This is a genomic window from Virgifigura deserti (genome assembly GCA_003576685.1).
Lineage (GTDB): Bacteria > Pseudomonadota > Alphaproteobacteria > Dongiales > Dongiaceae > Virgifigura > Virgifigura deserti.
The window spans coordinates 436,171-462,930 of record QOZR01000001.1; the positions used below are offsets into that span (position 1 = coordinate 436,171).

Here is a 26,760-nt window from a genome sequence, read left to right on the forward strand (position 1 = left end):
CGAGGACTGATGGACGGATGATGAAAGACCCGACTGATACTTACATGAACCTACTCGTCCCCATGGTGGTGGAGCAGACCAACCGCGGGGAGCGAGCGTACGACATCTACTCCCGCCTGCTCAAGGAACGGATCATCTTCCTCGTGGGGCCGGTGAACGACGCGGTGGCCAGCCTGGTTTCGGCCCAGCTCCTGTTCCTCGAATCGGAAAATCCGACCAAGGATATCTCCCTTTACGTCAATTCCCCGGGTGGCATCGTCACCTCGGGCCTGGCGATCTACGATACGATGCAGTACGTCCGCCCGGAGGTCTCGACCGTCTGCATCGGCCTGGCGGCGTCGATGGGATCGCTGATCCTGACCGCCGGGGCGAAGGGGAAGCGGTTCAGCCTGCCGAATTCCAAGATCATGGTCCATCAGCCCTCGGGCGGGTTCCAGGGACAGGCGTCCGACATCGAGATTCACGCTCGCGAGATCCTGGCGACGCGCCGCCGGCTGAACGAGATCTATGTCCGGCACACCGGCCAGGAGATCAAGGCGGTCGAAGAGGCGCTGGAACGCGATCGGTTCATGTTGCCGGAGGAGGCGCGGGAATTCGGTCTGATCGACGAGGTCGTCGAGAAGCGGCCTTCACGCGACGAGCCGGCACCGGAGCAACGGTAAGATTAACCAAAAATTGATCCCGCGGGAGCTATAGAATGCAGCCTAGGGCCCGGTGCTTGACTCCAGTCGGCCGAGTCGCTCGAGGTGACTGTCAGGTCGGCGGCTGTTAATCGCGCTGCGGCCGCACTAATTAAGGATTGTGCGGTTGGTAAGCGTATGGCTAACTTGACCCGTCTCCCTTGGGGGATCTCGGCGGGTATCTGACGGATTGCGCATGAATAAATCTAGCAGCGGCGACTCCAAAAACACTCTCTACTGCTCCTTCTGCGGCAAGAGCCAGCATGAGGTGCGGAAGCTCATCGCCGGCCCTACGGTCTTCATCTGCGATGAATGCGTCGAGCTGTGCATGGACATCATCCGCGAGGAGCACAAGACGACGCTCGTGAAGTCGCGCGATGGCGTTCCCAGCCCGAACGATATCTGCGCGGTTCTGGACGATTACGTGATCGGACAGGACCATGCCAAGCGGGTGCTGTCCGTTGCGGTCCACAATCACTACAAGCGCTTGTCGCACGGCGCCAAGAGCAACGATGTGGAACTCGCGAAGTCCAACATCCTGCTGGTCGGCCCGACCGGTTGCGGCAAGACCCTTCTCGCGCAGACGTTGGCGCGGATCATCGACGTGCCGTTCACGATGGCGGACGCCACGACCTTGACCGAGGCGGGCTATGTCGGCGAGGACGTCGAGAACATCATCCTGAAGCTGCTGCAGGCGGCCGACTACAATGTCGAGCGCGCGCAGCGCGGCATCGTCTATATCGACGAGGTCGACAAGATCAGCCGCAAGTCGGACAATCCGTCGATCACGCGCGACGTTTCCGGCGAAGGCGTGCAGCAGGCCCTGCTGAAGATCATGGAGGGGACCGTTGCCTCCGTGCCGCCGCAGGGCGGACGGAAGCATCCCCAGCAGGAGTTTCTGCAGGTCGACACCACGAACATCCTGTTCATCTGCGGCGGCGCCTTCTCCGGCCTGGAGAAGATCATCGCCGGGCGGGGCAAGGGGTCCTCGATCGGCTTCGGCGCCGACGTCCGCGGTCCCGACGAGCGGCAGACCGGAGAGATCCTGCGGGACGTCGAGCCGGAAGACCTGCTGAAGTTCGGCCTGATCCCCGAGTTCGTCGGCCGCCTGCCGGTCGTCGCGACACTCGATGATCTCGACGAGAAGGCGTTGATGGAGATCCTGACCAAGCCGAAGAACGCGCTGGTCAAGCAGTATCAGCGCCTGTTCGAGATGGAGGATGTCCGCCTCGAGTTCACCGAGGATGCGTTGAAGGCGATCTCGCATCGGGCCATTGCCCGGAGGACGGGCGCGCGCGGCCTGCGTTCGATAATGGAAGGGATCCTCCTGGATCCGATGTTCGAATTGCCCAGTCTCGAAGGGGTCGAGGGCATGGTCATCAGCCGGGAGGTGATCGATGGCAAGGCCAGACCGCTCTACATCTATACGGACCGGCGCGAGGACGTTGGCACCGGGGCATAGCCCCGGGTCTGGTCCATGCCGCCTCTTGAACCCGAGGCGTCGCGCGCCATTTTTGGTGCGTTACTCTTGAGACGGTTCTCGTCTCAGCCTTCTGGTGCCTGGTGACGGGCGCATTTCAAGAAAAAGAGGCAACATGCTCGAGATTCCCGGCGGCTCGCAGTACCCAGTCCTTCCCCTGCGTGACATCGTCGTTTTTCCACACATGATCGTGCCGCTCTTCGTCGGTCGCGAAAAGTCCGTTCGCGCGCTCGAAGACGTCATGAAAGACGACAAGCAGATCCTTCTCGTCACCCAGAAGAACGCATCCCAGGATGATCCGACACCCGCCGACATCTTTTCGGTCGGCACGATCGGCACCGTCCTGCAGCTCCTGAAGCTGCCCGACGGCACCGTAAAGGTGCTGGTGGAGGGGGGGCAGCGCGCCCGCATCGCCAAGTTCACGGACAACGAGCTATTCTTCGAGGCTATCGCCGAGCCGATTACCGAACATGACGGCGAAAGCAAGGAGATCGAGGCTCTGGCACGGACTGTGGTTTCGCAGTTCGAGCAGTATATCAAGCTCAACAAGAAGATCCCGCCCGAGGTCCTGGTCTCGATCAACCAGATCGAGGAGCCGAGCAAGCTCGCTGACACGGTGGCGTCGCATCTCGCGCTGAAGATCGCGGAGAAGCAGGAACTGCTGGAAACCGCGGCCGTCAGCGAGCGGCTGGAGCGCGTCTATACCTACATGGAGAACGAAATCGGCGTTCTGCAGGTGGAGAAGCGCATCCGCAGCCGGGTCAAGCGGCAGATGGAGAAGACCCAGCGCGAGTATTACCTCAACGAGCAGCTCAAGGCGATCCAGAAGGAGCTCGGCGAGGGCGAGGACGGCCGCGACGAGCTGGCCGAGATCGAGGATCGGATCGAGAAGACGAAGCTGAGCAAGGAAGCGCGGGAGAAGGCGCAGGCGGAGCTTAAGAAGCTGCGCTCGATGAGCCCGATGTCCGCCGAGGCGACGGTGGTGCGCAACTACCTCGATTGGCTGCTCAGCATTCCCTGGAAGAAGCCGACCAAGATCAAGCGTGATATCAAGCTGGCCAAGAAGGTGCTCGACGCCGACCATTATGGCCTCGAGAAGGTCAAGGACCGGATCCTCGAATATCTGGCGGTCCAGCAGCGCATGAAGAAGGTAAAGGGGCCGATCCTTTGCTTGGTCGGGCCGCCGGGCGTCGGCAAGACGTCTCTCGGCAAGTCGATCGCCAAGGCGACGGGCCGTAACTTCGTACGCATGTCGCTGGGCGGCGTCCGCGACGAGGCGGAGGTCCGCGGCCATCGGCGCACCTATATCGGCTCGATGCCGGGCAAGATCATCCAGGCGATGAAGAAGGCGAAGTCGTCGAACCCGCTGTTCCTGCTCGACGAGGTCGACAAGCTAGGTGCCGACTGGCGTGGCGATCCGTCTTCGGCGCTTCTGGAGGTGCTCGATCCGGAGCAGAACTCGACCTTCGCCGATCATTATCTCGAGGTCGATTACGATCTGTCGGATATCATGTTCGTGACGACGGCGAACACGCTGCGCATGCCGCAGCCGCTGCTCGACCGCATGGAGCTGATCCGGATCCCGGGTTATACCGAGGATGAGAAGGTCGAGATCGCAAAGCGGCACCTGCTGCCGAAGCAGTTGAAGGAGCACGGGCTGCGGAAGCTGGAGTGGTCGATCTCCGATGACGCGTTGCGAGATCTCATCCGCTACTACACGCGGGAGGCCGGCGTCCGCAATCTCGAGCGTGAGATTGCCAATCTCGCCCGGAAGTCGATCAAAGAGATTCTGATGAAGAATCTCAAGAAGGTGGTGATCTCCCGGCGCAATCTCGAGAAATATGCCGGTGTCCGGCGCTATCGCTTCGGCCAGGCGGAACTCGAGGATCTGGTTGGAGTCACCACCGGATTGGCTTGGACCGAGGTGGGCGGCGAGATCCTGACGATCGAGGCCGTCACCGTGCCGGGTAAGGGCAAGGTCACTTCGACCGGCAAGCTTGGCGACGTGATGCGCGAATCGGTGCAGGCGGCGGAAAGTTACGTGAAGTCGCGTGCGGTTGATTTCGGCATCGCTCCGCCGATCTTCGAGAAGAAGGACATTCACGTCCACGTACCAGAAGGTGCGACGCCGAAGGACGGACCCTCCGCCGGTGTGGCGATGGTCACGACGATCGTCTCCGTGCTGACGGGCATTCCCGTACGCCGTGACGTGGCGATGACCGGAGAGGTCACGTTGCGCGGCCGGGTTCTCCCGATCGGCGGGTTGAAGGAGAAACTGCTCGCGGCACTACGGGCGGGGATCAAGACGGTGGTGATTCCGGAAGAGAACGAAAAGGATCTCGCCGACATCCCCGACAATGTGAAGCGAGGTCTGAGGATCGTTGCCGTCTCGACGGTCGATGAAGTGTTGGGGCTGGCGCTTACCACGCCGCTGGTGCCGATCGAATGGATCGATCCCGCAGAAGTCGACAAAGTGTCGGCGAAGCAGACGACCGACGAACGCGGTATTGTCACGCATTGAGTCGAAAAGTGCCCCGGGAGAGGGTGATTCGCCCTCTCCCGGGGCAAAAAAACGGCAGAATTCTGGGGATAAGCGCTGTTCTAAGATTGACTTGGTTAAAGACCGCGATCTAAACTCGCCGCTTCCTATCCAAGGCACTGCAATACTGTTACTTATCTTTTGACGCTGCGAGGGGGGTATTTCAGGTGAACAAAAACGAACTCGTTGGAGTTGTTGCGGATAACACCGGGCTGTCGCGGAGCGACGCGGCCAAGGCGGTGGATGGCGTATTCGATGCGATTTCTTCCGCGCTGAAGGGCGGCGACGAAGTGCGTCTGGTCGGGTTCGGCACGTTCACGGTGTCGCAGCGCGCGGCGTCCGAGGGGCGCAACCCTCGGACCGGCGAGACGATTCAGATCCCCGCGTCGAAGCAGCCGAAGTTCAAGGCCGGCAAAGGGTTGAAGGACGCCGTCAACTAAATTTGTTGTTGGTTTCCGCCGGACCGGCCGCCCGCGAGCGGCCGGTCGTGTTTTGGACCGGTTGTTTTTGGGAGTCGTGTCTGTCGGTGACCCTTGGCCGCTCGGGCGATTAGCTCAGTTGGTAGAGCGCCTGCTTTACACGCAGGATGTCGGCGGTTCGAGTCCGTCATCGCCCACCAGGCGGTAAATCGCGGCAACAACGGAAGGTTGCTTGACAGGGTTTCGCGGGGTCGCTACATCATGCGTCCCCGCAACACAACAGTGGGGTTGGGGGTGTAGCTCAGTCGGTTAGAGCGCCGGCCTGTCACGCCGGAGGCCGCGGGTTCGAGTCCCGTCACTCCCGCCACTGTTCCCACCGGTCAATCCGACGCGGCGCGGCTCGAAGCGGTCGCTGAAGTCGACCTTCGACGATCCGGATCCGGGGGATATTCCACTGCCACTTTTTTGCCTTTTCCGTTAGAGGCCATCGCCTTATTGTGGCGGCGGCTTGGGCTGGGGGGGGCACATCGCAGCGCCCTGGGTGCTGTCCGCTCCGTCACGGTCACGCAAATTCGCGGCTTTAGGACTGGAAGGTTATGGAAGCACTGCTTCTCGAATATCTGCCGATCCTCATCTTTCTCGGGATTGCCGTTGGCGTTGCCGCTGCGGCGATCGGCGCATCTTTGCTGCTCGCTCGACAGAATCCGGACTCGGAGAAGCTCTCGCCTTATGAGTGCGGGTTCGAGGCGTTCGATGACGCGCGCCGTAAATTCGATGTCCGCTTCTATCTCGTCGCGATTCTGTTCATCATCTTCGATCTGGAGGTTGCTTTTTTGTTCCCATGGGCCATCTCTCTCGGTGAGATCGGGGCCTTCGGATTCTGGTCGATGATCGGCTTTCTCGGCATCCTCACCGTCGGCTTCATTTACGAATGGAAGAAGGGAGCCTTGGAATGGGAGTGACCTCGTCATTGTCGCAAGGCGCTCCGCTCGCTCCGGGGCCGGCGCAGGATGCGGTGCTGCGGTCGGTGAATACGGAGCTGACGGACAAGGGTTTCGTTGTTGCCCGGCTCGACAAGCTGGTGAATTGGGCAAGAACCGGATCGCTGTGGCCGATGACTTTCGGTCTCGCCTGCTGCGCCGTCGAAATGATGCATGCCTACATGGCGCGCTATGACCTCGATCGTTTCGGAGTTGTGCCGCGTGGCAGCCCGCGCCAGTCAGACGTGATGATCGTCGCCGGAACGCTGTGCAATAAGATGGCGCCGGCTTTGCGCAAGGTTTACGACCAGATGGCCGAGCCGCGCTGGGTCATCTCGATGGGGTCCTGCGCGAATGGTGGCGGCTATTACCATTATTCCTACTCCGTCGTTCGCGGCTGTGACCGCGTGGTGCCTGTCGATATCTACGTTCCCGGATGCCCGCCGACGGCCGAGGCTTTGGTTTACGGCGTTCTGCAACTCCAGAAGAAGATCAGGCGAACGGGTACGATCGCGCGCTGACGCGTGCGGCAGGCGGCAATTCGATCAGCGGTAATCATGAACCAAGCACTCCAGGACCTCGGCGAGTACCTCTCGGTCGCCCTCGGCGACGACATGCTCGCGTTCGAGATCGTCAAGGGCGAACTGATCATTCAGGCGCGCCGCGAGGCGATCAGTCGCGTGCTGACGCTGCTGCGCGACGACAGCAATTGCCAGTTCAAGCTGCTGGTCGACATCTGCGGCGTCGACTATCCCGATCGCGAAGAGCGGTTCGATGTCGTCTATAACCTGCTCAGCCTGAAACATAATCAGCGGATCCGGGTCAAACTGACGACGGACGAGGAGCATCCGGTGCCGTCCGTGACCGGCGTTTTCAAGTCCGCGGGCTGGTACGAGCGGGAGGCGTGGGACCTTTACGGCATCTTCTTCTCGGATCACCCCGATCTGCGGCGCATCCTGACCGACTATGGCTTCGAAGGGCATCCGATGCGAAAGGATTTCCCGCTCACCGGCCATGTCGAGGTCCGCTACAGCGAGGAACAGAAGCGGGTGGTCTATGAGCCGGTGACACTGGTTCAGGAGTTCCGCAATTTCGATTTCATCAGCCCTTGGGAGGGCATGAACCCGGGTCAGCTGCCGGGCGACGAGAAGGCGGAGAAGCAGTCCTGATGCCCGAAGCGATGATCAAACCGGTGACCTTGAACTTCGGTCCGCAGCATCCGGCGGCTCACGGAGTGTTGCGCCTGGTCATGGAGATGGACGGGGAGGTGGTGACCCGCCTCGACCCGCATATCGGGCTGCTCCATCGCGGCACCGAAAAGCTGATCGAGCATAAGACCTACCTGCAGGCGATTCCCTATTTCGATCGCCTGGATTACGTCTCGCCGATGAACCAGGAGCACGCCTTCGTGCTCGCCGTCGAGAAGCTGCTCGGGCTTGAGGTCCCGCTGCGCGGGCAGTATATCCGGACTCTGTTCGACGAGATCACCCGAATCCTCAATCATCTGCTGAACATCCCCGCCTACGCGATGGACGTCGGCGCAATGACGCCGTTCCTCTGGGCCTTCGAGCAGCGTGAGCTGCTGATGGAGTTCTATGAGAGGGTCAGCGGGGCGCGGCTGCATGCTGCCTATTACCGCCCCGGCGGCGTCCACCAGGATCTGCCGGCCGGATTGCTCGACGACATCATGGCCTGGGCGGAGAAGTTTCCGAAGCTGATCGATGACATGGATGAGCTGCTGACGGAGAACCGAATCTTCAAGCAGCGGCTGGTGGATATCGGCGTCGTGTCGGCCGAGGACGCGCTCGATTGGGGCTTCACCGGACCGATGCTGCGCGCCTCCGGAATTCCCTGGGACCTGCGGAAAGCGCAGCCCTACATGGTCTACGACCGAATGAAGTTCGACATTCCGATCGGCAAGAACGGCGACTGCTACGATCGCTATCTGGTGCGCATGGAAGAGATGCGGCAGAGCCTTCGCATCATCAAGCAGTGTGTCGAGGAGATGCCCGGCGGGCCGGCCACATCCGTCGAACGGAAGGTCACGCCGCCGCCGCGCGCCGAGATGAAGCGGTCGATGGAGGCGTTGATCCATCACTTCAAGCTTTATACCGAGGGATTCCACGTTCCGGAGGGCGAGACCTACACGGCGGTCGAGGCGCCGAAGGGCGAGTTCGGCGTCTATCTCGTGTCCGACGGCACGAACAAGCCCTACCGCTGCAAGATCCGGGCGCCGGGCTTCCCGCATCTACAGGCGATGGATTTCGTCAGCCGCGGCCACATGTTGGCCGATTCGGTCGCCATCCTTGGCTCCATGGACATCGTATTCGGCGAGATCGATCGATGAGTGTTTCGAATTCGGACGTTGTCGCGCAGCCCACGAGCTTCGCGTTCAGTCCCGATAACTTGGCGCGCGCCCAGACGATCATCGGCCATTATCCGGCCGATCGGAAGGCGAGCGCGGTGCTGGGGCTGCTCGACCTCGCGCAGCGTCAGTCGGGCGGCTGGCTGCCGCGCGCGGCGATGGATTATGTGGCCGAGCTGCTGGAGATGGCGCCGATCCGCGTCTATGAGGTTGCCACTTTCTACAGCATGTTCAACCTGAAGCCGGTCGGCAAATTCCACATTCAGGTCTGCCGGACGACGCCCTGCTGGCTGCGCGGATCGGACGATCTGACGCAGAGCTGCAAGAAGAAGCTCGGCATCGGCCTGCACGAGGTGACGGCCGACGGCATGTTCTCGCTGATTGAGGTCGAGTGCCTGGGTGCTTGCGTCAACGCGCCGATGGTCCAGATCAACGACGACTACTACGAGGATCTCGACCCGGCGCGGCTCGAGGCGGTTCTCGATGCGCTCGCTCGGGGCGAGAAGCCATCGATCGGGTCGCAGACCGGTCGGCAGGGGTCGGCGCCGGCCAACGGGCAGAAAACCCACGCCGCTGAGGGCGGCGGACAGGCGGGAGAGTAGGGATGCTGCGCGACGAGGATCGCGTTTTCAAGAATCTGTATGGCGTCGAGGACTGGCGGCTGGCCGGGGCCCGGTCGCGCGGGCACTGGGACAATACCAAGGACCTTCTCGCCCGGGGACGCGACGCCATCATCGACGAGATCAAGAAGTCCGACCTGCGCGGCCGCGGCGGCGCGGGTTTCCCGACCGGGCTGAAATGGTCCTTCATGCCGAAGCAGTCCGACGGCCGCCCGGCCTATCTCGTGGTCAATGCCGACGAATCGGAGCCGGGCACCTGCAAGGACCGCGAGATCCTGCGCTTCGACCCGCATATGCTGCTGGAAGGCTGTCTGGTCGCCGGCTTCGCGATGGGCGCCAATGCCTGCTACATCTATATTCGCGGCGAGTTCTACAACGAGGCCGCCAATATCCAGGTCGCGATCGACGAGGCCTATGAGGCCGGCCTGATCGGAAAGAACGCTTGCGGCTCCGGCTGGGATTACGACATCCGTCTTCATCGCGGCGCCGGCGCTTATATCTGCGGCGAGGAGACGGCGCTGCTCGAGAGCCTCGAAGGCAAGAAGGGGCAGCCGCGCCTGAAGCCGCCCTTTCCGGCGGCGGTCGGCCTTTATGGCTGCCCGACCACCATCAATAACGTCGAGACGATCGCGGTCGCGCCGACGATCCTGCGGCGCGGCGCGGCCTGGTGGAGCGGCATCGGCCGTCCGAAGAACACCGGGACGAAAGTCTTCTGCATATCCGGCCATGTGAACAAGCCTTGCAACGTCGAGGAAGAGATGGGCATCCCGCTGCGGGAGCTCATCGAGAAGCATGCCGGCGGGGTGCGCGGCGGCTGGGACAATCTGCTGGCGGTCATCCCCGGCGGATCGTCGGTGCCGCTTCTGCCGAAATCGATCTGCGACACCGTCCTGATGGATTTCGACAGCCTGCGCGAAGTGAAGTCGGGCCTCGGCACGGCCGGGGTGATCGTGATGGACAAATCGACGGACGTCGTCGCTGCGATCGCCCGCCTCGCGCATTTCTACATGCATGAAAGCTGCGGCCAGTGCACGCCTTGCCGCGAAGGCACCGGCTGGATGTGGCGGGTGATGGAGCGGCTGGTCCGCGGCAACGCGCGGGTCGAGGAGATCGATCTGCTGCTCGATGTCGCGGGGCAGGTCGAGGGTCACACGATTTGCGCGCTCGGTGACGCCGCGGCCTGGCCGATCCAGGGACTGATCCGCCACTTCCGGCCGGAGATCGAGCGACGGATCCGTGCGCGCGACGACCGGACGGCGGCTGCGGCGGAGTAGGAGAGGAACATGCCAAAGCTGACGATCGACGGGATCGAGGTCGAAGTCGATCCGGGCCTGACGGTACTGCAGGCCTGCGAGACGATCGGCGTCGAGATTCCGCGCTTCTGCTATCACGAGCGCCTTTCGGTCGCGGGCAATTGTCGCATGTGCCTGGTCGAGATGGAGAAGGCGCCGAAGCCGATCGCCTCGTGCGCGATGCCGGCAGCCGACGGCATGGTGATCCGGACGAACACGCCGCTGGTGCAGAAGGCGCGCAAGGGCGTGATGGAGTTCCTGCTGATCAACCATCCGCTCGACTGTCCGATCTGCGATCAGGGCGGCGAGTGCGACCTGCAGGATCAGGCCATGGCCTACGGGTTCGACCGGGGCCGGTTCCACGAGAACAAGCGCGCGGTGCAGGAGAAATATTTCGGGCCGCTGATCAAGACGATCATGACGCGCTGCATTCACTGCACCCGATGCGTACGCTTCGCGACCGAGGTCGGCGGCGTCGAGGAGCTCGGGGCCACCGGTCGCGGCGAGCATCTCGAGATCGGCACCTATGTCGAGAAGGCTCTGAACTCCGAGCTGTCGGGCAACATGATCGACCTCTGCCCGGTCGGCGCGTTGACCTCGAAGCCTTACGCGTTCGTCGCCCGGTCCTGGGAACTGCAGAAGACTGAGTCCATCGACGTCCTGGATGCGGTCGGCAGCAATATCCGCGTCGATTCGCGTGGGCGCGAGGTGCTCCGGGTATTGCCTCGCCTGCACGAGCAGGTGAACGAGGAGTGGATTTCCGACAAGGCCCGCTTCGCCTATGACGGGTTGAAGCGGCAAAGGCTCGATCGGCCCTATCTACGTCGCGACGGCAAGCTGCGGCCGGCGAGTTGGACGGAGGCGTTCGCCGCCATCGCCGAGCGGATTCGGGGCGTATCGGGCGACCGGATCGCGGCCATCGCCGGTGACCTCATGGATGTCGAGGCGATGTTCGCGCTCAAGGAGCTGATGGGTGCGCTTGGATCGCCGCATCTCGATTGCCGGCAGGACGGCGCCAAGATCGATCCGGCGCGGCGGGCCGGCTATCTGTTCAACACGACCATTGCCGGTGTCGAGCAGGCCGACGCCTGTCTCCTGATCGGGACCAACCCGCGCCGGGAGGCGCCGCTGATCAATGCCCGCCTCCGCAAGCGCTATCTGCAGGGCGGGTTGAAGGTCGGCGTGATCGGACCGCAGAGCGATCTGACCTATCGCACCGAGACTCTCGGCGCCGGACCGGAGACGCTGGCGGAGATCGCCGATGGCCGCCATCCGTTCGCGGAGGTCCTGAAGCAGGCGAAGCGACCGATGCTGATCCTCGGCATGGGGGCCCTCGCGCGGCCGGACGGAGCGGCGGTCCTGGCTCTGGCCCGGCGCGTGGCGGAAGCCTGCGGCATGGTCCGCGAGGATTGGAACGGGTTCAATATGCTCCATACCGCGGCCGCGCGGGTCGGCGGGCTCGAGGTCGGGTTCGTGCCGGAAGCAGGCGGGCGCGACCTGAACGGCATTCTCGACGGAGCGGGGAAGGGCGAGATCGAGGTCGTTTACCTGCTCGGCGCCGACGAGATCGACACGAGCCGACTCGGAAACGCCTTCGTGATTTATCAGGGGCATCACGGCGATGCCGGCGCCCATCGCGCCGACGTTATCCTGCCCGGCGCCGCCTATACGGAGAAGAGCGGGACCTACGTCAACACCGAAGGGCGGGTGCAGCAGACCCGCCTGGCGGTCTTCCCGCCGGGCGAGGCGCGCGAGGACTGGACCATCGTCCGGGCGCTGTCCGACGTGCTCGGCCGCAAGCTGCCTTACGACAACCTGCCGCAACTCCGGCAGCGTCTGTTCGAATTCAATGAGCGGTTCCAAAGGCTGGACGCGGTCGTGCCAGCGAACTGGGGCGCCTTTGGCGCGAACGGCGCGGTGGACGGTGCTGCCTTCCGGACGCCGATCGAGAATTTCTACATGACTGATCCGATCAGCCGGGCGTCCGAGACGATGGCGGCCTGCACGCAGATCTATGTCCTTGGCGAACAAGGAGGCGACGAACAGGGGATGACGGGAACCAATGGGTAACCCCAATGGATAATTTCTGGGACGGCTTTCTTCTGCCGGCGGGCATCATCGTCGCGCAGATCCTCCTTATCGTGGTTCCGCTGCTCGTCGCGGTCGCCTATCTGACCTATGCCGAGCGCAAGGTGATCGCCGCGATGCAGATGCGACTCGGCCCGAACGTTGTGGGGCCGTTCGGCCTGCTGCAGCCGATCGCCGACGGCCTCAAGCTCCTGATGAAGGAGACCATTATCCCGAGCGGGGCGAATCGCATCGTCTTCCTCGCCGCGCCGATGCTGACCTTCATCCTCAGCCTCGTCGCCTGGGCGGTGATCCCCTTCGACTACGGAATGGTCCTCGCCGACATCAATGTCGGAATCCTGTACCTGTTCGCGATCTCGTCCCTGGGTGTCTATGGCGTCGTGATGGCGGGATGGGCGAGCAATTCAAAATACCCGTTTCTGGGCGCGCTCCGCTCGGCGGCGCAGATGGTGTCCTACGAGGTCTCGATCGGCTTCGTGATGATCACGGTCCTGCTGCTGGTCGGCTCACTGAACCTGTCGGACATCGTTCTGGCGCAGCAGGGCGGCTTCTGGCAGTGGCATTGGCTGCCGCTGCTGCCGATGTTCGTGATCTTCTTCATTTCGGCGCTGGCCGAGACGAATCGCGCGCCGTTCGATTTGCCGGAAGCCGAGGCCGAACTGGTCGCCGGCTATTTCTCCGAATATTCGTCGATGTCCTTCGGGCTGTTCTTCCTCGGCGAATACGCGAACATGATCCTGATGAGCGCGTCGACGGTGATTCTCTTCCTCGGCGGCTGGTTGCCGCCGGTTGATATCGCGCCCTTCACCTGGATCCCCGGGCCGATCTGGTTCTGCCTGAAGATCGCGCTCGTGCTGTTCGGCTTCCTGTGGGTCCGGGCGACCTTCCCGCGCTATCGCTACGACCAGCTGATGCGGCTCGGTTGGAAGGTGTTCCTGCCGTTCTCGCTGTTCTGGGTCGTTCTGACGGCAGGTGTGCTGCTCGCGTTCGATCTGGTTCCGTAAGGCGGCTTTTCGGCGCAGGCGGGGGCTCGCAACTGGGGCTTGCGCTGATCGTGCCGCCGACTATGGTATCGCCCGCCGATGGGACTCGGCGGGCCCGCGTTATAAAGTCCTAGGGCCCAAGGAGGGCATAAGGATATGGCATTCCTTGATCGTAGTGCGCGCAGCTTGCTGCTGACAGAGCTGCTGTCCGGCCTGCGCCTTACGTTCAGCTATATGTTCCGGCCGAAGGTCACCTTGAACTATCCGTTCGAGAAGGGGCCGCTCAGCCCGCGGTTCCGCGGCGAGCATGTGCTGCGCCGCTACCCGAACGGCGAGGAGCGCTGCATCGCCTGCAAGCTGTGCGAGGCGATCTGCCCGGCGCTCGCCATCACCATCGAGGCCGAGCCGCGCGAAGACGGCAGCCGCCGGACGACGCGCTACGACATCGACATGACGAAATGCATCTATTGCGGCCTGTGTCAGGAAGCTTGCCCCGTCGACGCGGTCGTCGAGGGGCCGAACTTCGAGTTCGCGACGGAAACCCGCGAAGAGCTCTATTACAACAAGGAAAAACTGCTGGCGAACGGCGATCGCTGGGAGCCGGAGATCGCCGCCAATCTGGCGGCGGATGCGCCTTATCGTTGAGGCGTGTACGCCAAGGGTCGAAAGGATCTCGATGACGAGAATACTGGTCGCGTTCAGTCGCGTGGGGGCGCGGGGCCGCCGATGATCATACAAGCCCTTGCCTTCTATCTCTTCGCAGGCGTCACGGTGGCAGCCGGCGTGATGGTGATCGCGGCACGCAATCCCGTGCATTCCGTGCTGTTCCTGATCCTTGCCTTCTTCAACTCGGCCGGGCTGTTCATCCTGCTGGGCGCCGAGTTCCTGGCGATGATCCTGGTCGTGGTCTATGTCGGAGCGGTCGCGGTGCTGTTCCTGTTCGTGGTCATGATGCTCGACATCAACTTCGTCGAGATGCGCCACGGCTTTCTCCAATACCTGCCGGTCGGCGCGCTCGTGGCGATCATTCTCCTGACCGAGCTCGTGCTGCTCTTCGGCGCCTGGGTCGTGACGCCAGTGGCGCTACAGACGATGCAGCGACCGATCCCGGCGGTCGAGGAGGTCACCAACACCCACGCGCTCGGCCAAGTGCTCTACACCGATTACTTCTATCTGTTCCAGGCTTCCGGCCTCATTCTGCTGGTCGCCATGATCGGGGCGATCGTTCTGACCCTGCGCCAGCGGGAAGGAGTCCGTCGCCAATCGATTCCGACCCAGCTGGCCCGCCGCCACGAGGACTCGCTGGAGATCAAGGACGTGCCGACGGGGAGCGGGATCTAATGCTTGAGATCGGCCTGGCGCACTATCTGACGGTCGCGGCGATTCTGTTTACCCTCGGGATGTTCGGAATCTTCGTCAATCGCCGGAACGTCATCATCATCCTGATGTCGATCGAGCTGATGCTGCTCGCCGTCAACATCAATCTGGTTGCCTTCTCGGTCCATCTGAACGACCTCGTCGGACAGGTTTTCGCGATGTTCGTTCTGACCGTAGCCGCGGCCGAAGCGGCGATCGGCCTTGCGATCCTGGTGGTCTATTTCCGCAACCGGGGGTCCATCGCCGTCGAAGACATCAACATGATGAAGGGGTAGGGCGGAATGGAAGTCGCGGTTGTTTTTCTGCCCCTGATCGGCGCGCTCGTCGCCGGCCTTTTCGGCCGCCAGATCGGCGACAAGGGCGCCGTCTTCGTGACTTGCGGCCTGATGCTGCTGTCGATGGTGCTGGCGATCATCGTGTTCTTCGATGTCGCCATCGGCGGCAATCCCCGGACGACGGAGCTCTTCACCTGGATCGACTCGGGCACGCTTGAAGCGTCCTGGGCGCTGCGTGTCGACAGTCTGACCGCGGTCATGCTGATCGTCGTCACTGTCGTGTCGGCGCTGGTGCATGTCTATTCGGTCGGCTACATGCACCATGACACGTCGGTGCCCCGCTTCATGGCCTATCTCAGCCTGTTCACCTTCTCGATGCTGATGCTGGTGACGGCGGACAATTTCGTTCAGATGTTCTTCGGCTGGGAAGGCGTCGGTCTCTGCTCCTACCTGCTGATCGGCTTCTGGTATGACCGGCCGACGGCAAATGCCGCGGCGATCAAGGCCTTCGTTGTCAACCGTGTCGGCGATTTCGGGTTCGCCCTCGGCATCATGGCCGTCTTCTTCGTCTTCGGTTCGGTGGAGTTCGACACGGTGTTCGCCGCGACGCCGGGGCAGGTGGACACGGTGATCGAATTCCTCGGCATGCGGGTGAACGCGCTCGAGGTGATCTGCATCCTGCTGTTCATCGGCGCCATGGGCAAATCGGCGCAGGTGCCGCTCCATACCTGGCTGCCCGACGCGATGGAGGGGCCAACACCCGTCTCCGCGCTGATCCATGCGGCGACGATGGTCACGGCCGGGGTCTTCATGGTCTGCCGCCTGTCGCCGATGTTCGAGTTTGCGCCGACGGCGCTGACCATCGTGACCGTCGTCGGCGGAGTTACCGCGATCTTCGCCGCCACCGTCGCTATCTGCCAGAACGACATCAAGCGGGTGATCGCCTATTCGACCTGCAGCCAACTCGGCTACATGTTCTTCGCGGCCGGCGTTTCCGCCTATGGCGCGGCGATGTTTCATCTGTTCACGCACGCCTTCTTCAAGGCGCTGCTGTTCCTTTGCGCCGGCTCGGTGATCCACGCCATGTCGGACGAGCAGGACATGCGGCGGATGGGCGGCATCTGGCGGATGATTCCGCTGACCTACGGGCTGATGTGGATCGGCAATCTGGCGCTCGCCGGGATCGGTATCCCGGGTGTCTTCGGGTTCGCCGGCTTCTACTCGAAGGACATCATTCTCGAGTCGGCCTGGGCGGCCCATAGCGGGGTCGGGCAGTTCGCCTTCTGGATGGGAATCGCGGCTGCGCTGCTGACCGCGTTCTATTCCTGGCGCCTCCTGCTCTTGACTTTCCATGGCGCGCCCCGGGCGGACGAAAAGGTGATGGCCCATGTCCATGAATCACCCAAGGTGATGACCGTGCCGCTGATGGTCCTGGCGGCCGGTGCGCTGTTCGCGGGCATCCTGGGATATCCGTATTTCGTCGGTTCCCAGATGGAGGCGTTTTGGGGCGGGTCGATCTTCGTCCTGCCGGAGAACAATGTGATCGAGGCGGCCCACCATGTGCCCACCTGGGTCGTACTGGCGCCGCTAGTCGTCGGGCTGATCGGCATTGCCTTCGCATATCTGCTTTACATGGCGCGTCCCGACCTGCCGGGTCGGATCGTCGCCCATGCGCGCGGCCTCTACCTGTTCCTTTACAACAAGTGGTACTTCGACGAGCTCTACGACCGGATTTTCGTCCGTCCGGCGCAGATGCTCGGCTACGGACTGTGGAAGGGCGGCGACGGCGCGATCATCGACGGCTTCGGTCCGGACGGCGTCGCCTCGGCCTCGCGTGGGCTGGCCCGGCGGTTCAGCCGCCTGCAGACGGGGTATGTCTATCACTACGCCTTCGCCATGATGGTCGGCGTCGTGATTCTGGTGTCGTGGTACGTGTGGGCGCAGGGCGGCTGAGACTGGCGATGAACGATCTTCCGATTCTCTCTCTGGTCACGTTCCTGCCGCTGGTGGGCGCGGCCTTCATTCTGATGATCCGCGGTGAGCCGGACATCGTCGCCCGCAACGCGCGGAACGTGGCCCTTTGGACCTCGGTCATCACCTTCGCCCTGTCGCTGGTGCTATGGTTCGGCTTCGACCGCCACAGCGCGGCGTTCCAGTTCATCGAGCGGATCGAATGGATGCCGGCGTTCGGCATCGCCTATCACATGGGCGTGGACGGCATCTCGGTGATGTTCGTCCTGCTGTCGACCCTGCTGACGCCGCTCTGTATTCTCGCGAGCTGGGACGCGATCCGCGTCCGCGTCAAAGAGTACATGATCGCCTTCCTGGTACTCGAGACGCTGATGGTCGGCATGTTCTGTGCCCTCGATTTCATCGTCTTCTATGTCTTCTTCGAGGGGGTTCTGATCCCGATGTTCCTGATCATCGGGGTGTGGGGCGGGGCGCGCCGCGTCTATGCCGCGTTCAAGTTCTTCCTCTACACGCTGCTCGGCTCGGTACTGATGCTGGTCGCTATCCTGGTGATGTATTTCGTGGCCGGCACGACCGACATCCCGGCGCTGATGAATTACGGGTTCGCGCCCAGCCTGCAGATTTGGCTATGGCTGGCGCTGTTCGCTTCCTTCGCCGTGAAGGTTCCGATGTGGCCGGTGCATACCTGGCTGCCCGATGCCCATGTCGAGGCGCCGACGGCGGGCTCGGTAATCCTGGCCGGCGTGCTCCTGAAGATGGGCGCCTATGGCTTCCTGCGCTTCTCAATCCCCATTCTTCCCGAGGCCTCGGCAACCTTCGCGCCGCTGGTCTACACGCTCAGCATCGTCGCGGTGATCTACACCTCGCTGGTGGCGCTGGCGCAGGAGGATATGAAGAAGCTGATCGCTTACTCGTCCATCGCGCATATGGGCTTCGTGACCGCCGGGATCTTCACCGTGACCCAGCAGGGTCTGGAGGGCGCGATCTTCCAGTGCCTGAGCCATGGGATCGTGTCCGGCGCCTTGTTCCTGTGCGTCGGCGTCATCTATGATCGCATGCATACGCGCGAGATTGCGCGCTATGGCGGCCTGGTTCACCGGATGCCGGTCTATGCCGCGGTATTCATGCTGTTCACCATGGCCTCGGTCGGCCTTCCGGGGACGAGTGGATTCGTCGGCGAGTTTCTGGTCATGATCGGCACGTTCCAGGCCGACACCTGGGTTGCGGCGCTGATCACCACCGGGATCATCCTCGGTGCCGCCTATATGCTGTGGCTCTATCGCCGAGTGATTCTCGGCAAGATGACGCGCAGCGACCTGATGAACATCCTCGATCTCAGCGGCCGCGAGAAGCTGGTGTTCGCCCCGCTCGTCGTAATCGTCCTGTGGATGGGGATTTACCCCGTGTCCTTTCTCGAGATCATGAGCCCGTCGGTCGAGCAGATGATCGAGCGCTACCAGGTCGCGCAGGACAATGCGGGCGATCTGTCGTTCGCCTCGCTTCTTCAGGGGGTGATCGATCCAGTCGCCCTGAGCTCAGAGGAATAGCAGCGCCGCAATGCTCGATACCTTAGCGTTTCCCGAGGTTTTTCTGGCGATCGCCGGCATGGCGATCCTGATCTATGGCGTCTTCCGGTCCGGCAATCCGACGCGCCCGGTTTCATGGCTGGTCGTGCTGGCGCTGGTCGTCGCGTTGCTCGCTGTCTGGTTCGGCCCGGAGCAGGGGCAGGCGTTCGGCGGCATGTTCGTGCTCGACGGCTTCGCGGTGTTTCTCAAGATTCTGGTGCTGCTCGGCTCGTCGCTCGCGATCATCCTCTCGCTCGATTATGTCGATCGCGAGAACATGGCGCGCTTCGAGTTCCCCGTGCTGTTGCTGTTCGCGACGCTCGGCATGCTGGTGATGCTGTCGGCGAACGACCTGATTTCGCTTTATGTCGGCTTCGAGCTGCAGAGTCTGGCGCTCTATGTCGTCGCAGCGTTCCGCCGCGACAACATTCGCTCGACGGAGGCGGGGCTGAAATATTTCGTCCTGGGCGCCCTTTCGTCCGGCATCCTGCTCTACGGCGCCTCCATGATCTATGGCTTCGCCGGAACGACCAACTTCGATGGAATCGCCACGGCGCTTATCGGCAATAGGGTCGAGCAGCCGTCGATCGGCTTGATCGTCGGAATCGTCTTCCTGTCGGCCGGCCTCGCCTTCAAGGTCTCGGCGGTTCCGTTCCACATGTGGACGCCCGACGTCTATGAGGGCGCGCCGACCCCGGTCACCGCGTTCTTCGCCGTGGCTCCGAAGATCGCGGCGATCGGGCTGTTCGTGCGAGTGTTGGTCGATCCGTTCCTCGGTCTCGTCGATCAGTGGCAGCAGATCATCATCTTCATTTCGATCGCCTCGATGGTCCTCGGCGGTTTCGCCGCGATCAACCAGGCCAACATCAAGCGGCTGATGGCTTATAGCTCCATCAGCAATATCGGCTATGCACTGGTCGGGCTGGCGCCGGGCACGGAGGCCGGCGTGCGCGGCGTGTTGCTCTATATGACGATCTATCTCTTCATGACGCTGGGGACCTTCGCCGTCATCCTGTGCATGCGTCAGAAGGGCCGCATGGTCGAGGGTATTGACGACTTGGCCGGCCTGTCGAAGACCCATCCGATGATGGCGGCGGCGATGGCGATCTTCATGTTTTCCATGGCCGGCATTCCGCCGCTCGCCGGCTTCTTCGGCAAGCTTTACGTGTTCCTCGCCGCAATCGAAGCGGGCCTTTACACCCTGGCCGTCATTGGGGTCGTGACCAGCGTCGTCGCCGCCTTCTACTATCTGCGCATCATCAAGATCATGTATTTCGACGAAGCGACGGACAGCTTCGATCGGCCTCTGGGTTGGGAGGCATCGTCGATCCTCGGCGGCAGCGCCCTGGTCATTCTGCTGTTCTTCCTGTTCCAGGCCCCATTGATCGATGGGGCGGGCGCCGCGGCGGCCTCGCTCTTCGCCGGATGAGCGACAGGCTGCCTCGGTTGCCGTCGTTCTATCGCCTCGTTGCGCATGATCGGATCGACAGCACCAGCGAAGAGGCCAAGAGGCTCGCGGCGTCGGGAGCCGTCGAGGGCACGCTGGTCTGGGCCCGAGAGCAGACCGCCGGGCGCGGTCGGCGAGGCCGGGTCTGGAGCTCTCCGCCGGGGAATCTCTACGTCTCCCTCGTTCTGCGGCCGGCCTGCGCACCGGGTGCGGCGGCGCAGCTCGGCTTCGCCGCGGCCGTCGGACTCGGCGCGGCGCTCGAGTCTCTGCTGCCGGCCGGCGCCGGAATGCTGCAGTTCAAATGGCCGAATGACCTGCTGGTCGAGCGTCGTAAGATCGCCGGCATCCTGCTGGATGCATCGACCGGAGCCGACGGGCGGCTTGATTGGTTGATTCTCGGCATCGGCGTCAACATCGAGAGCTTTCCCGACCAGACCAGCTATGGCGCGACCAGCCTGCGCGATGTCGGGGCCGGCGCGGTGACGGTCGAGCAGGTGCTGGAGGTTCTTGGCGTTCATCTGCTGCGTACGCTCGATCAATGGCGGCGGGAAGGGTTCGCCCCGATTCGACGGCAATGGCTCAGCCACGCCCTTGGCTTGGGCGAGCGCATCGATGTGCGCCTCGAGCAGGACACGCTGTCCGGCCGTTTCGTCGAGCTCTCCGACTCCGGCGCCTTGACTCTCGAGCTGCCGCAAGGGGAGCGGCGGATCATCGCGGCAGGGGATGTATTCTATCCGGCCCTTTGAGGGAGGCCAGCCATGTTGCTCGCGGTGAATTCCGGAAACACGAACGTGTCCTTTGCCGTCTTCGAAGGCGAGACCTTCAAGGGCAAATGGCGGATCTCGAAGAATGTTCACCGCACGGCCGACGAATATGCGGTCTGGCTGACTCAGCTCATGGGCCTGCGCGCGCTGACGCCGGACAAGATCGACGGCGCGATCATCGCCTCAGTCGTTCCGGAGGCGTTGTTCAGCCTGAAGACGCTGGTAACGGAGCATTTTCATTGCAAGCCGCTGATCATCGGCGACGGTGAGTCGCTCGGCATCAAGGCCGCGGTCGACCGGCCGGAGCAGGCCGGTGCCGACCGGTTGGTGAACAGCTTCGCTGCGCACCAGCGCTATGGCGGACCGTTGATCATCGTAGATTTCGGAACGGCGACCACCTTCGATGTCGTCGACGACGAAGGGAGTTATGCCGGCGGCGCCATCGCACCCGGCATCAATTTGTCGCTCGAGGCGCTCTATATGGCTGCCGCCAAGCTGCCCAGCATCGCGATCCAAAGGCCGCCCAGCGTCATCGGCAAAAGCACCGTCCCCTGCATGCAGTCGGGCGTCTTCTGGGGATATGTCGGGCTGATCGAGGGGCTGGTCGCCCGCATCCGTGCGGAATATGGAGCGCCGATGAAGGTGATTGCAACCGGTGGTCTCGCTCCGTTGTTCTATGGAGCAACCGACGTGATCGAGCTTGTCGACGAGGACCTGACCCTTCGCGGCCTGGCCTCGCTCTATGCCGCAAACCGCAACGCGGAGAGATCATGATCGAGCGCCCTTCCGCCGACGAGCTGCTCTTCCTGCCCCTGGGCGGGGCGGGGGAGATTGGCATGAATCTGAACCTCTACGGCCATGCCGGCAAATGGCTGATGGTCGATCTAGGCATCACCTTCGGCGACGAATCGACGCCCGGGATCGACGTGATCATGCCCGACCCGCAATTCATCGTCGAACGAAGCGAGGATCTGGCCGGCTTGGTTCTGACCCACGCCCATGAGGACCATATCGGCGCGGTCCCCTATCTCTGGCCGCAGCTGCGCTGTCCGATTTATGCGACGCCGTTCACCGCGTCGGTGCTGCGCCGCAAGCTGGTGGAAGCCGGCCTGCAGCACGACGCGCGAATCACCGAGGTGCCGATGTCCGGGCGCTTCACGGTGGGGCCGTTCGAGATCGAGCTGATCACGCTCACCCATTCGATTCCGGAGCCGAACGCAGTGGTCGTGCGGACCCCGCTCGGGACCGTGCTGCACACCGGCGACTGGAAGCTCGATCCCGAGCCGCTGGTCGGCCCCTCCACCGACGAGGCAGCCCTGCAACAGCTCGGCGACGAGGGGGTTCTCGCGCTGATCGGCGATTCGACCAATGTCATGGTCGAAGGTCAGTCCGGGTCGGAAGCGGAGGTGCGCGAAAGCCTGATGGAACTCGTCGGCCGGTTCGAGAACCGCGTCGCCGTGGCCTCCTTCGCCAGCAACGTGGCCCGACTGGAAACCCTCGCCCATGTTGCCGCCGCCCACGATCGGCATCTCGCCCTGGTCGGGCGGTCTTTCTGGCACGTCAACCAGGCCGCCCGGGAGAACGGCTATCTCACCGACCTGCCGGAGTTCGTGACCGAGCAGGAGGTCGGCTATCTGCCGCGCGACAAGGTACTGATGGCCTGCACCGGCAGCCAGGGCGAGCCGCGCTCGGCGCTTGCTCGCATCGCCCGAAACGAGCATCCGAGCGTGACCCTGGAGAAGGGCGACGCCGTGATCTTCTCGTCGCGGATCATCCCCGGCAATGAGCGCAGCATCGGCCACCTGCAGAACAATCTGGTTCGCCTCGGCGTCGATATCGTCACCGAGAGGGAGCACTTCGTCCATGTCTCCGGGCACCCGGCGCGCGACGAGCTTGCCGCGATGTATCGATGGATCCGCCCGAAGATCGCCGTTCCCGTGCATGGCGAGTTGCGCCATCTGTCGGCCCATGCCGAGTTTGCAGAAAGTCTGCAGGTCGGGCAGGCGGTTGTGGCGCCAAACGGGTCCGTCGTGCGGCTCGCCCCGGGCGCGGCGGAGATCATCGACGAGGCGCCGGTGGGACGGCTTGGGTTGGACGGCAAGGCCCTGGTGTCACTCGGCGGTTCGGTGCTTCGGAGCCGCCAGCGGGCATTGCGCAACGGATCGGCAGTGGCGACGCTGGTCGTCGATCGCGAGGGGAGCCTGATCGCGGAACCGCAGATCGCCGCGCAGGGGCTGCTCGATCCGGAACGCGACCAGGCGGGCTTCGAGGCAGCGGTGGCCGCGATCCGCGATGCAATCGAGGGCGCGACTGCGGAACTGCGTCGCGACGATGCGGCGCTGAAGGAAGCTGCCCGGCTTGCGCTCCGGCGCGCCCTCCAGGCGAACCGCGGCAAGAAGCCGGTCGTCGACATTCATCTGGTGCGGGTTTAGGGACGGCTTGCGTCGTCGGCCGCCGGTCTGCATTCTAAGGCCCGGAACCGATGGTGGTGAGTCGGTCCTCACCCTTCGACAGCTCAGGGCGAGGATCTCGTGCTGAGCCTGTCGAAGCATGAGGGTTGTCGGAATCTTCAGTCAGCGAGCATCTCGGAACGAAGACAAGTTATGATCGGCAAGCTGAATCACGTCGCTATCGCCGTACCTGATCTCAAGGCGGCAGCCGCACTCTACTCCGGAGCGCTCGGGGCAACGGTTTCGGCCCCGGTCGATCAGCCGGCACATGGCGTCACGGTGGTCTTCGTCACCCTGCCGAACACCAAGATCGAACTGCTGCAGCCCCTCGGGGAAGCCTCGCCGATCGCCGCCTTTCTCGAGCGGAACCCGGCCGGGGGGATTCATCATGTCTGCTATGAGGTCGAGGATATTCTCGCTGCCCGCGATCGCCTGAAGGAGAGCGGCGCCCGCGTGCTGGGCGACGGTGAGCCGAAGATCGGCGCGCATGACAAGCCGGTGCTGTTCCTGCATCCGAAGGACTTCTGCGGCACGCTGATCGAGCTGGAACAGGCTTAAGACCGTTTGATGAACTGGCTGTCGGGGCTCTTCGTCTATCTCATTATCTGGTGGGTCGTGCTGTTCACCGTACTACCGTGGGGCGTGCGCGTGCCGGAGGAGCCGGAAGAGGGCCATGCCTCCAGCGCACCGGAGAATCCGCGGCTCTGGAAGAAGGTTCTGGTCACCTCGGTGGTCTCGCTGCTGGTTTGGCTTCTCGTCTATTACATCATGGAGTCGGGGATCATCTCGGTGAGGCCGGAATGAACGCGCCGATCGCAAAGCCGACCTATTGCGACATCGCGCCGGGCCATCCTTGGCACGGTCCCTATCACGATCATGAATACGGCTTTCCCGTTTCGGATGACCATGTGCTGTTCGAGCGGCTCGTGCTCGAGATCAACCAGGCCGGACTGAGCTGGCTGACGGTTCTGAAGAAGCGGGAAGCCTTCCGCGCCGCATTCCACGGTTTCGACATCGATCGCGTTGCGGCGTTCGGCGAGGCGGACAGGGCGCGTCTGCTGGCGGATGCGGGAATCATCCGCAACCGGCTGAAGGTCAACGCCGCGATCGAGAATGCCCGGCGCATTCGGGTCTTGCGGGAGACGCACGGCTCCTTCGCCGGATGGCTGGCGGCGCACCATCCGCTGTCCAAGCCGGATTGGGTCAAGCTCTTCCGCAAGGCCTTCCTGTTCACCGGCGGTGAGATCGTCGGCGAGTTCCTGATGAGCACCGGCTATCTGCCGGGCACGCACAGCCCAACTTGCCCCGTCTACCGGCGGATTGCGGCCCTGAACCCGCCCTGGCTCTCCGCCCAATAACGTCCTTCGCCCTGCCGTTAATGGAAACCCCGCCGCTGTAATAGCGGCGGGGCTTAAAAGGCTTAATAAAAGACGGCAAGCCCCGCATTTCGAGGCTTGCCCCACGTTTTCGGCATTTGAGCCAAAGAGGGGCCTCGGAAGAGAAACTCCAAGGGCGATCCCTCGTCGCGCTTCTTCCCTGAACTTGGGCCGTAGCGGCTGTCGCTAAAGCGCCATTTTTATGCGAGGCGCAGTCTATGTCATTTTCGAGACAAAGTCACTGGAGTCTTTATTCCCCTCGCTCATAGCACCGCAAACTTGATGATGAAAGCGATTGCGAGGATCAGCACGGCCGGACTCACGTCCCGGACTCGACCGCTCAGCAGCTTGATCGCCGCATAGGTGATGAAGCCGAACGCGATTCCGTTGGCGATCGAAAAGGTGAGGGGCATTGTCAGTGCGGTCACGACCGCTGGCGTGTACTCCGTAACATCCTCCCAGTCCACCTCGGTCAACCCGCGGGTCATCAGGCAGGCGACGAACAGAAGGGCCGGGGCCGTCGCATAGGCGGGAACCGTACCTGCCAAGGGAGAGAGGAACAGCGCGCAGAGAAATAGCAGCGCGACGACGACCGCCGTCAATCCGGTGCGGCCGCCGGCCTTGATGCCGGCTGCACTCTCGATGTAGCTGGTCGTGGTTGACGTACCGAGGGCCGCACCGGCGAGCGTCGCGGTACTGTCAGCGAAGAGGGCCCGGCCGACGCGCGGGAGGCGCCCGGCCTCATCCAGCATGCCGGCTCGATGCGCCACACCGACCAGCGTCCCAGCCGTATCGAACAGATCGACGAAGAGAAAGGCGAAGACGATTGTGACAAGCCCGACCTCGAAGGCTCCTGCGATATCCATCTGCAAGAATGTCGGGGCGAGGCTCGGAGGTAGAGAGAAAATTCCCCCAGGCTCCGAGACGCCAAGAAGAATGCCGGCACCGGTTACAAGAAGGATCGCAATGATGAGCGCCCCCGGCACACGGTGGTAGTCGAGCGCAACCATGACGGCGAACCCGGCAATGGCAAGCATCGCAGCAGGCGCCGTCACATCGCCGAGCGTTACCAGAGTGGCGGGATGGTCCACGACGATCCCTGCATTTCGTAGCGCGATAATCCCAAGAAACAGCCCGATACCGGCGGAAATCGCCATTTTCAGCGTTCGTGGAATGCTGTTGATGATGTACTCCCGGACCGGCAGGATGCTGAGGATCAAGAACAGCACGCCGGATATGAAGACGGCGCCGAGGGCGACCTGCCAGCTATGACCGAGCCCCTGAACCACGCCATAGGTGAAGTAGGCGTTAAGGCCCATCCCGGGCGCCAGCGCCACGGGATAATTGGCATACAGCCCCATGATTGCCGTCCCGATGGCGGCGGCGAGGCAGGTGGCGACGAAAACCGCGCCGCGGTCCATGCCCGCTTCCGAGAGGATCATCGGATTGACGAAGATGATGTAGGCCATCGTCAGGAATGTTGTGACTCCGGCGACGACCTCGGTCCGTACCGTGGTATTGTTCTCGGACAAGCGGAAATATGTGGAAAGCATTTCCCCCTCGCTGACGGCAGCGGCCCCGAATGGTCGGCGAAATCCCATACGCGCCAGCCGAATAATGATGATTTATTAACCCCCTGACGGCGAGACTCGCATGATGGCCCGATCCGCCCTCATTTCCTCGTTGCTATCGGTCCTTCTGTTAACCATTGCCGAAGGGTCCGCCGCAGCCGAGCAGCGAGTCGTGTGGATCAAAAAGGCTGACTGCGCATGGCTTGTCAAGCACGAGCCCGCGCCCGATACCGCCTATCAGCCGGGCGTCGACGTGGAGGGTCGTCCGGTCGCGCCGGCCGATCTCGATGCCCAGCGTCTGCAGCTTCCAGAACGGACCCGGATCGCAATTACGGTGGACCTGCAGGACCGCTTCGGAATCCCCGCGAATTCAGCGCTGTTCGAGGGCGAAGTCGCGGTAGGGGAGGTGGTCGTCCGGGGGGACCAGATCACCTTCAATGGTGAGCCGCTCTACGATCCGGAGATCCGGGCCCTGGCCGAGGGTTGCCGGCGGTCGGCGCCCGATCCACAATAGGGTA

At 62.9% G+C, this 26,760-nt stretch carries 26 protein-coding genes and 2 tRNA genes; 27 read left to right on the plus strand and 1 reads right to left on the minus strand.

The window, feature by feature from the left end:
• The first annotated feature begins 20 nt into the window (after positions 1-20).
• The 26 genes from clpP (at position 21) to DT069_RS02270 (ending at position 24,653) form a co-directional block, all read left to right on the plus strand.
• The gene (clpP, locus tag DT069_RS02145) at positions 21-662 is read left to right on the plus strand and encodes an ATP-dependent Clp endopeptidase proteolytic subunit ClpP (protein WP_425449973.1); all 642 of its coding nucleotides are present in this window, start codon (positions 21-23) and stop codon (positions 660-662) included.
• 214 nt (positions 663-876) lie between these two features.
• A complete protein-coding gene (gene clpX / locus DT069_RS02150; RefSeq protein ID WP_119458599.1) occupies positions 877-2,142 on the plus strand; it encodes an ATP-dependent Clp protease ATP-binding subunit ClpX in 1,266 nt (421 codons plus the stop codon).
• A gap of 133 nt (positions 2,143-2,275) precedes the next feature.
• A complete protein-coding gene (gene lon / locus DT069_RS02155) occupies positions 2,276-4,681 on the plus strand; it encodes an endopeptidase La (RefSeq protein WP_119458600.1) in 2,406 nt (801 codons plus the stop codon).
• 185 nt (positions 4,682-4,866) lie between these two features.
• A complete protein-coding gene (locus DT069_RS02160; RefSeq protein WP_119458601.1) occupies positions 4,867-5,139 on the plus strand; it encodes an HU family DNA-binding protein in 273 nt (90 codons plus the stop codon).
• A gap of 103 nt (positions 5,140-5,242) precedes the next feature.
• Positions 5,243-5,318 (plus strand) — tRNA-Val (locus tag DT069_RS02165).
• A gap of 90 nt (positions 5,319-5,408) precedes the next feature.
• Positions 5,409-5,485, plus strand: a tRNA-Asp gene (locus tag DT069_RS02170).
• A gap of 229 nt (positions 5,486-5,714) precedes the next feature.
• Positions 5,715-6,080, plus strand: a complete 366-nt coding sequence (locus DT069_RS02175; RefSeq protein ID WP_119458602.1) for an NADH-quinone oxidoreductase subunit A — start codon at positions 5,715-5,717, stop codon at positions 6,078-6,080.
• Entirely contained in the window at positions 6,071-6,619 is a 549-nt protein-coding gene (locus tag DT069_RS02180; protein WP_425449939.1) for a NuoB/complex I 20 kDa subunit family protein, read from the plus strand. The genes DT069_RS02175 and DT069_RS02180 overlap by 10 nt, the downstream gene beginning before the upstream one ends.
• Positions 6,620-6,655: 36 nt before the next feature.
• Positions 6,656-7,267 carry an NADH-quinone oxidoreductase subunit C gene (locus DT069_RS02185; protein ID WP_119458604.1) on the plus strand — a complete coding sequence of 204 codons (612 nt, stop codon included), beginning with the start codon at positions 6,656-6,658 and terminating at the stop codon, positions 7,265-7,267.
• Complete coding sequence (locus DT069_RS02190; RefSeq protein WP_119458605.1) at positions 7,267-8,445, plus strand: NADH-quinone oxidoreductase subunit D; 1,179 nt, start codon at positions 7,267-7,269, stop codon at positions 8,443-8,445. The genes DT069_RS02185 and DT069_RS02190 overlap by 1 nt, the downstream gene beginning before the upstream one ends.
• Complete coding sequence (nuoE, locus tag DT069_RS02195; protein ID WP_119458606.1) at positions 8,442-9,065, plus strand: NADH-quinone oxidoreductase subunit NuoE; 624 nt, start codon at positions 8,442-8,444, stop codon at positions 9,063-9,065. Before DT069_RS02190 ends, nuoE begins: the two co-directional genes overlap by 4 nt.
• Positions 9,066-9,067: 2 nt before the next feature.
• On the plus strand, positions 9,068-10,357 hold the full coding sequence (gene nuoF / locus DT069_RS02200) for an NADH-quinone oxidoreductase subunit NuoF (RefSeq protein WP_119458607.1): 1,290 nt from the start codon (positions 9,068-9,070) through the stop codon (positions 10,355-10,357).
• A gap of 9 nt (positions 10,358-10,366) precedes the next feature.
• Positions 10,367-12,445, plus strand: a complete 2,079-nt coding sequence (gene nuoG / locus DT069_RS02205; RefSeq protein ID WP_119458608.1) for an NADH-quinone oxidoreductase subunit NuoG — start codon at positions 10,367-10,369, stop codon at positions 12,443-12,445.
• Positions 12,446-12,450: 5 nt separating this feature from the next.
• A complete protein-coding gene (gene nuoH / locus DT069_RS02210) occupies positions 12,451-13,467 on the plus strand; it encodes an NADH-quinone oxidoreductase subunit NuoH (RefSeq protein WP_119458609.1) in 1,017 nt (338 codons plus the stop codon).
• A 135-nt stretch (positions 13,468-13,602) separates the two neighbouring features.
• The gene (gene nuoI, locus DT069_RS02215; RefSeq protein WP_119458610.1) at positions 13,603-14,091 is read left to right on the plus strand and encodes an NADH-quinone oxidoreductase subunit NuoI; all 489 of its coding nucleotides are present in this window, start codon (positions 13,603-13,605) and stop codon (positions 14,089-14,091) included.
• Between the two features lie 81 nt (positions 14,092-14,172).
• A complete protein-coding gene (locus DT069_RS02220; RefSeq protein WP_119458611.1) occupies positions 14,173-14,787 on the plus strand; it encodes an NADH-quinone oxidoreductase subunit J in 615 nt (204 codons plus the stop codon).
• Positions 14,787-15,098 (plus strand): NADH-quinone oxidoreductase subunit NuoK, encoded by a 312-nt coding sequence (gene nuoK / locus DT069_RS02225; RefSeq protein ID WP_119458612.1) that lies wholly within the window; start codon positions 14,787-14,789, stop codon positions 15,096-15,098. Before DT069_RS02220 ends, nuoK begins: the two co-directional genes overlap by 1 nt.
• 6 nt (positions 15,099-15,104) lie before the next feature.
• Positions 15,105-17,051, plus strand: a complete 1,947-nt coding sequence (nuoL, locus tag DT069_RS02230; protein WP_119458613.1) for an NADH-quinone oxidoreductase subunit L — start codon at positions 15,105-15,107, stop codon at positions 17,049-17,051.
• 8 nt (positions 17,052-17,059) lie between these two features.
• Positions 17,060-18,616, plus strand: coding sequence for an NADH-quinone oxidoreductase subunit M (locus tag DT069_RS02235; protein ID WP_119458614.1), 1,557 nt, complete (start codon positions 17,060-17,062; stop codon positions 18,614-18,616).
• A 10-nt stretch (positions 18,617-18,626) separates the two neighbouring features.
• On the plus strand, positions 18,627-20,063 hold the full coding sequence (gene nuoN / locus DT069_RS02240) for an NADH-quinone oxidoreductase subunit NuoN (RefSeq protein ID WP_119458615.1): 1,437 nt from the start codon (positions 18,627-18,629) through the stop codon (positions 20,061-20,063).
• A gap of 17 nt (positions 20,064-20,080) precedes the next feature.
• Positions 20,081-20,827 (plus strand): biotin--[acetyl-CoA-carboxylase] ligase, encoded by a 747-nt coding sequence (locus tag DT069_RS02245; protein WP_425449940.1) that lies wholly within the window; start codon positions 20,081-20,083, stop codon positions 20,825-20,827.
• Between the two features lie 12 nt (positions 20,828-20,839).
• Positions 20,840-21,619, plus strand: coding sequence for a type III pantothenate kinase (locus DT069_RS02250; RefSeq protein WP_119458617.1), 780 nt, complete (start codon positions 20,840-20,842; stop codon positions 21,617-21,619).
• Complete coding sequence (locus DT069_RS02255) at positions 21,616-23,277, plus strand: ribonuclease J (RefSeq protein WP_119458618.1); 1,662 nt, start codon at positions 21,616-21,618, stop codon at positions 23,275-23,277. Before DT069_RS02250 ends, DT069_RS02255 begins: the two co-directional genes overlap by 4 nt.
• Before the next feature lie 171 nt (positions 23,278-23,448).
• Entirely contained in the window at positions 23,449-23,853 is a 405-nt protein-coding gene (gene mce, locus DT069_RS02260; RefSeq protein ID WP_119458619.1) for a methylmalonyl-CoA epimerase, read from the plus strand.
• A gap of 9 nt (positions 23,854-23,862) precedes the next feature.
• Positions 23,863-24,099, plus strand: coding sequence for a DUF1467 family protein (locus tag DT069_RS02265; RefSeq protein WP_119458620.1), 237 nt, complete (start codon positions 23,863-23,865; stop codon positions 24,097-24,099).
• Complete coding sequence (locus DT069_RS02270; protein WP_119458621.1) at positions 24,096-24,653, plus strand: DNA-3-methyladenine glycosylase I; 558 nt, start codon at positions 24,096-24,098, stop codon at positions 24,651-24,653. Before DT069_RS02265 ends, DT069_RS02270 begins: the two co-directional genes overlap by 4 nt.
• Positions 24,654-24,934: 281 nt before the next feature.
• Here the strand turns inward: DT069_RS02270 and DT069_RS02275 are convergent, their stop codons facing one another.
• Positions 24,935-26,224: an NCS2 family permease gene (locus DT069_RS02275; protein ID WP_119458622.1), complete on the minus strand. Its 1,290-nt coding sequence runs from the start codon at positions 26,222-26,224 to the stop codon at positions 24,935-24,937.
• Between the two features lie 100 nt (positions 26,225-26,324).
• On the opposite strand from DT069_RS02275, the gene DT069_RS02280 reads away from it, so the two are divergent.
• A complete protein-coding gene (locus DT069_RS02280; RefSeq protein ID WP_119458623.1) occupies positions 26,325-26,756 on the plus strand; it encodes a hypothetical protein in 432 nt (143 codons plus the stop codon).
• The last annotated feature ends 4 nt before the right edge of the window (positions 26,757-26,760 follow it).

Excerpts from the sequence above, each read along its gene's own strand:
- DT069_RS02270 (WP_119458621.1), top strand. The coding sequence starts at position 24,096 with ATGAACGCGCCGATCGCAAAGCCGACCTATTGCGACATCGCGCCGGGC.
- nuoG (WP_119458608.1), top strand. The coding sequence starts at position 10,367 with ATGCCAAAGCTGACGATCGACGGGATCGAGGTCGAAGTCGATCCGGGC.
- nuoE (WP_119458606.1), top strand. The coding sequence starts at position 8,442 with ATGAGTGTTTCGAATTCGGACGTTGTCGCGCAGCCCACGAGCTTCGCG.
- clpP (WP_425449973.1), top strand. The coding sequence starts at position 21 with ATGAAAGACCCGACTGATACTTACATGAACCTACTCGTCCCCATGGTG.
- nuoN (WP_119458615.1), top strand. The coding sequence starts at position 18,627 with ATGCTCGATACCTTAGCGTTTCCCGAGGTTTTTCTGGCGATCGCCGGC.
- lon (WP_119458600.1), top strand. The coding sequence starts at position 2,276 with ATGCTCGAGATTCCCGGCGGCTCGCAGTACCCAGTCCTTCCCCTGCGT.
- mce (WP_119458619.1), top strand. The coding sequence starts at position 23,449 with ATGATCGGCAAGCTGAATCACGTCGCTATCGCCGTACCTGATCTCAAG.
- clpX (WP_119458599.1), top strand. The coding sequence starts at position 877 with ATGAATAAATCTAGCAGCGGCGACTCCAAAAACACTCTCTACTGCTCC.
- nuoH (WP_119458609.1), top strand. The coding sequence starts at position 12,451 with ATGGATAATTTCTGGGACGGCTTTCTTCTGCCGGCGGGCATCATCGTC.
- DT069_RS02175 (WP_119458602.1), top strand. The coding sequence starts at position 5,715 with ATGGAAGCACTGCTTCTCGAATATCTGCCGATCCTCATCTTTCTCGGG.
- DT069_RS02220 (WP_119458611.1), top strand. The coding sequence starts at position 14,173 with ATGATCATACAAGCCCTTGCCTTCTATCTCTTCGCAGGCGTCACGGTG.
- DT069_RS02255 (WP_119458618.1), top strand. The coding sequence starts at position 21,616 with ATGATCGAGCGCCCTTCCGCCGACGAGCTGCTCTTCCTGCCCCTGGGC.
- nuoK (WP_119458612.1), top strand. The coding sequence starts at position 14,787 with ATGCTTGAGATCGGCCTGGCGCACTATCTGACGGTCGCGGCGATTCTG.
- DT069_RS02180 (WP_425449939.1), top strand. The coding sequence starts at position 6,071 with ATGGGAGTGACCTCGTCATTGTCGCAAGGCGCTCCGCTCGCTCCGGGG.
- nuoL (WP_119458613.1), top strand. The coding sequence starts at position 15,105 with ATGGAAGTCGCGGTTGTTTTTCTGCCCCTGATCGGCGCGCTCGTCGCC.
- DT069_RS02185 (WP_119458604.1), top strand. The coding sequence starts at position 6,656 with ATGAACCAAGCACTCCAGGACCTCGGCGAGTACCTCTCGGTCGCCCTC.
- DT069_RS02250 (WP_119458617.1), top strand. The coding sequence starts at position 20,840 with ATGTTGCTCGCGGTGAATTCCGGAAACACGAACGTGTCCTTTGCCGTC.
- DT069_RS02235 (WP_119458614.1), top strand. The coding sequence starts at position 17,060 with ATGAACGATCTTCCGATTCTCTCTCTGGTCACGTTCCTGCCGCTGGTG.
- DT069_RS02265 (WP_119458620.1), top strand. The coding sequence starts at position 23,863 with ATGAACTGGCTGTCGGGGCTCTTCGTCTATCTCATTATCTGGTGGGTC.
- nuoI (WP_119458610.1), top strand. The coding sequence starts at position 13,603 with ATGGCATTCCTTGATCGTAGTGCGCGCAGCTTGCTGCTGACAGAGCTG.
- DT069_RS02190 (WP_119458605.1), top strand. The coding sequence starts at position 7,267 with ATGCCCGAAGCGATGATCAAACCGGTGACCTTGAACTTCGGTCCGCAG.
- DT069_RS02275 (WP_119458622.1), bottom strand. The coding sequence starts at position 26,224 with ATGCTTTCCACATATTTCCGCTTGTCCGAGAACAATACCACGGTACGG.
- nuoF (WP_119458607.1), top strand. The coding sequence starts at position 9,068 with ATGCTGCGCGACGAGGATCGCGTTTTCAAGAATCTGTATGGCGTCGAG.
- DT069_RS02280 (WP_119458623.1), top strand. The coding sequence starts at position 26,325 with ATGATGGCCCGATCCGCCCTCATTTCCTCGTTGCTATCGGTCCTTCTG.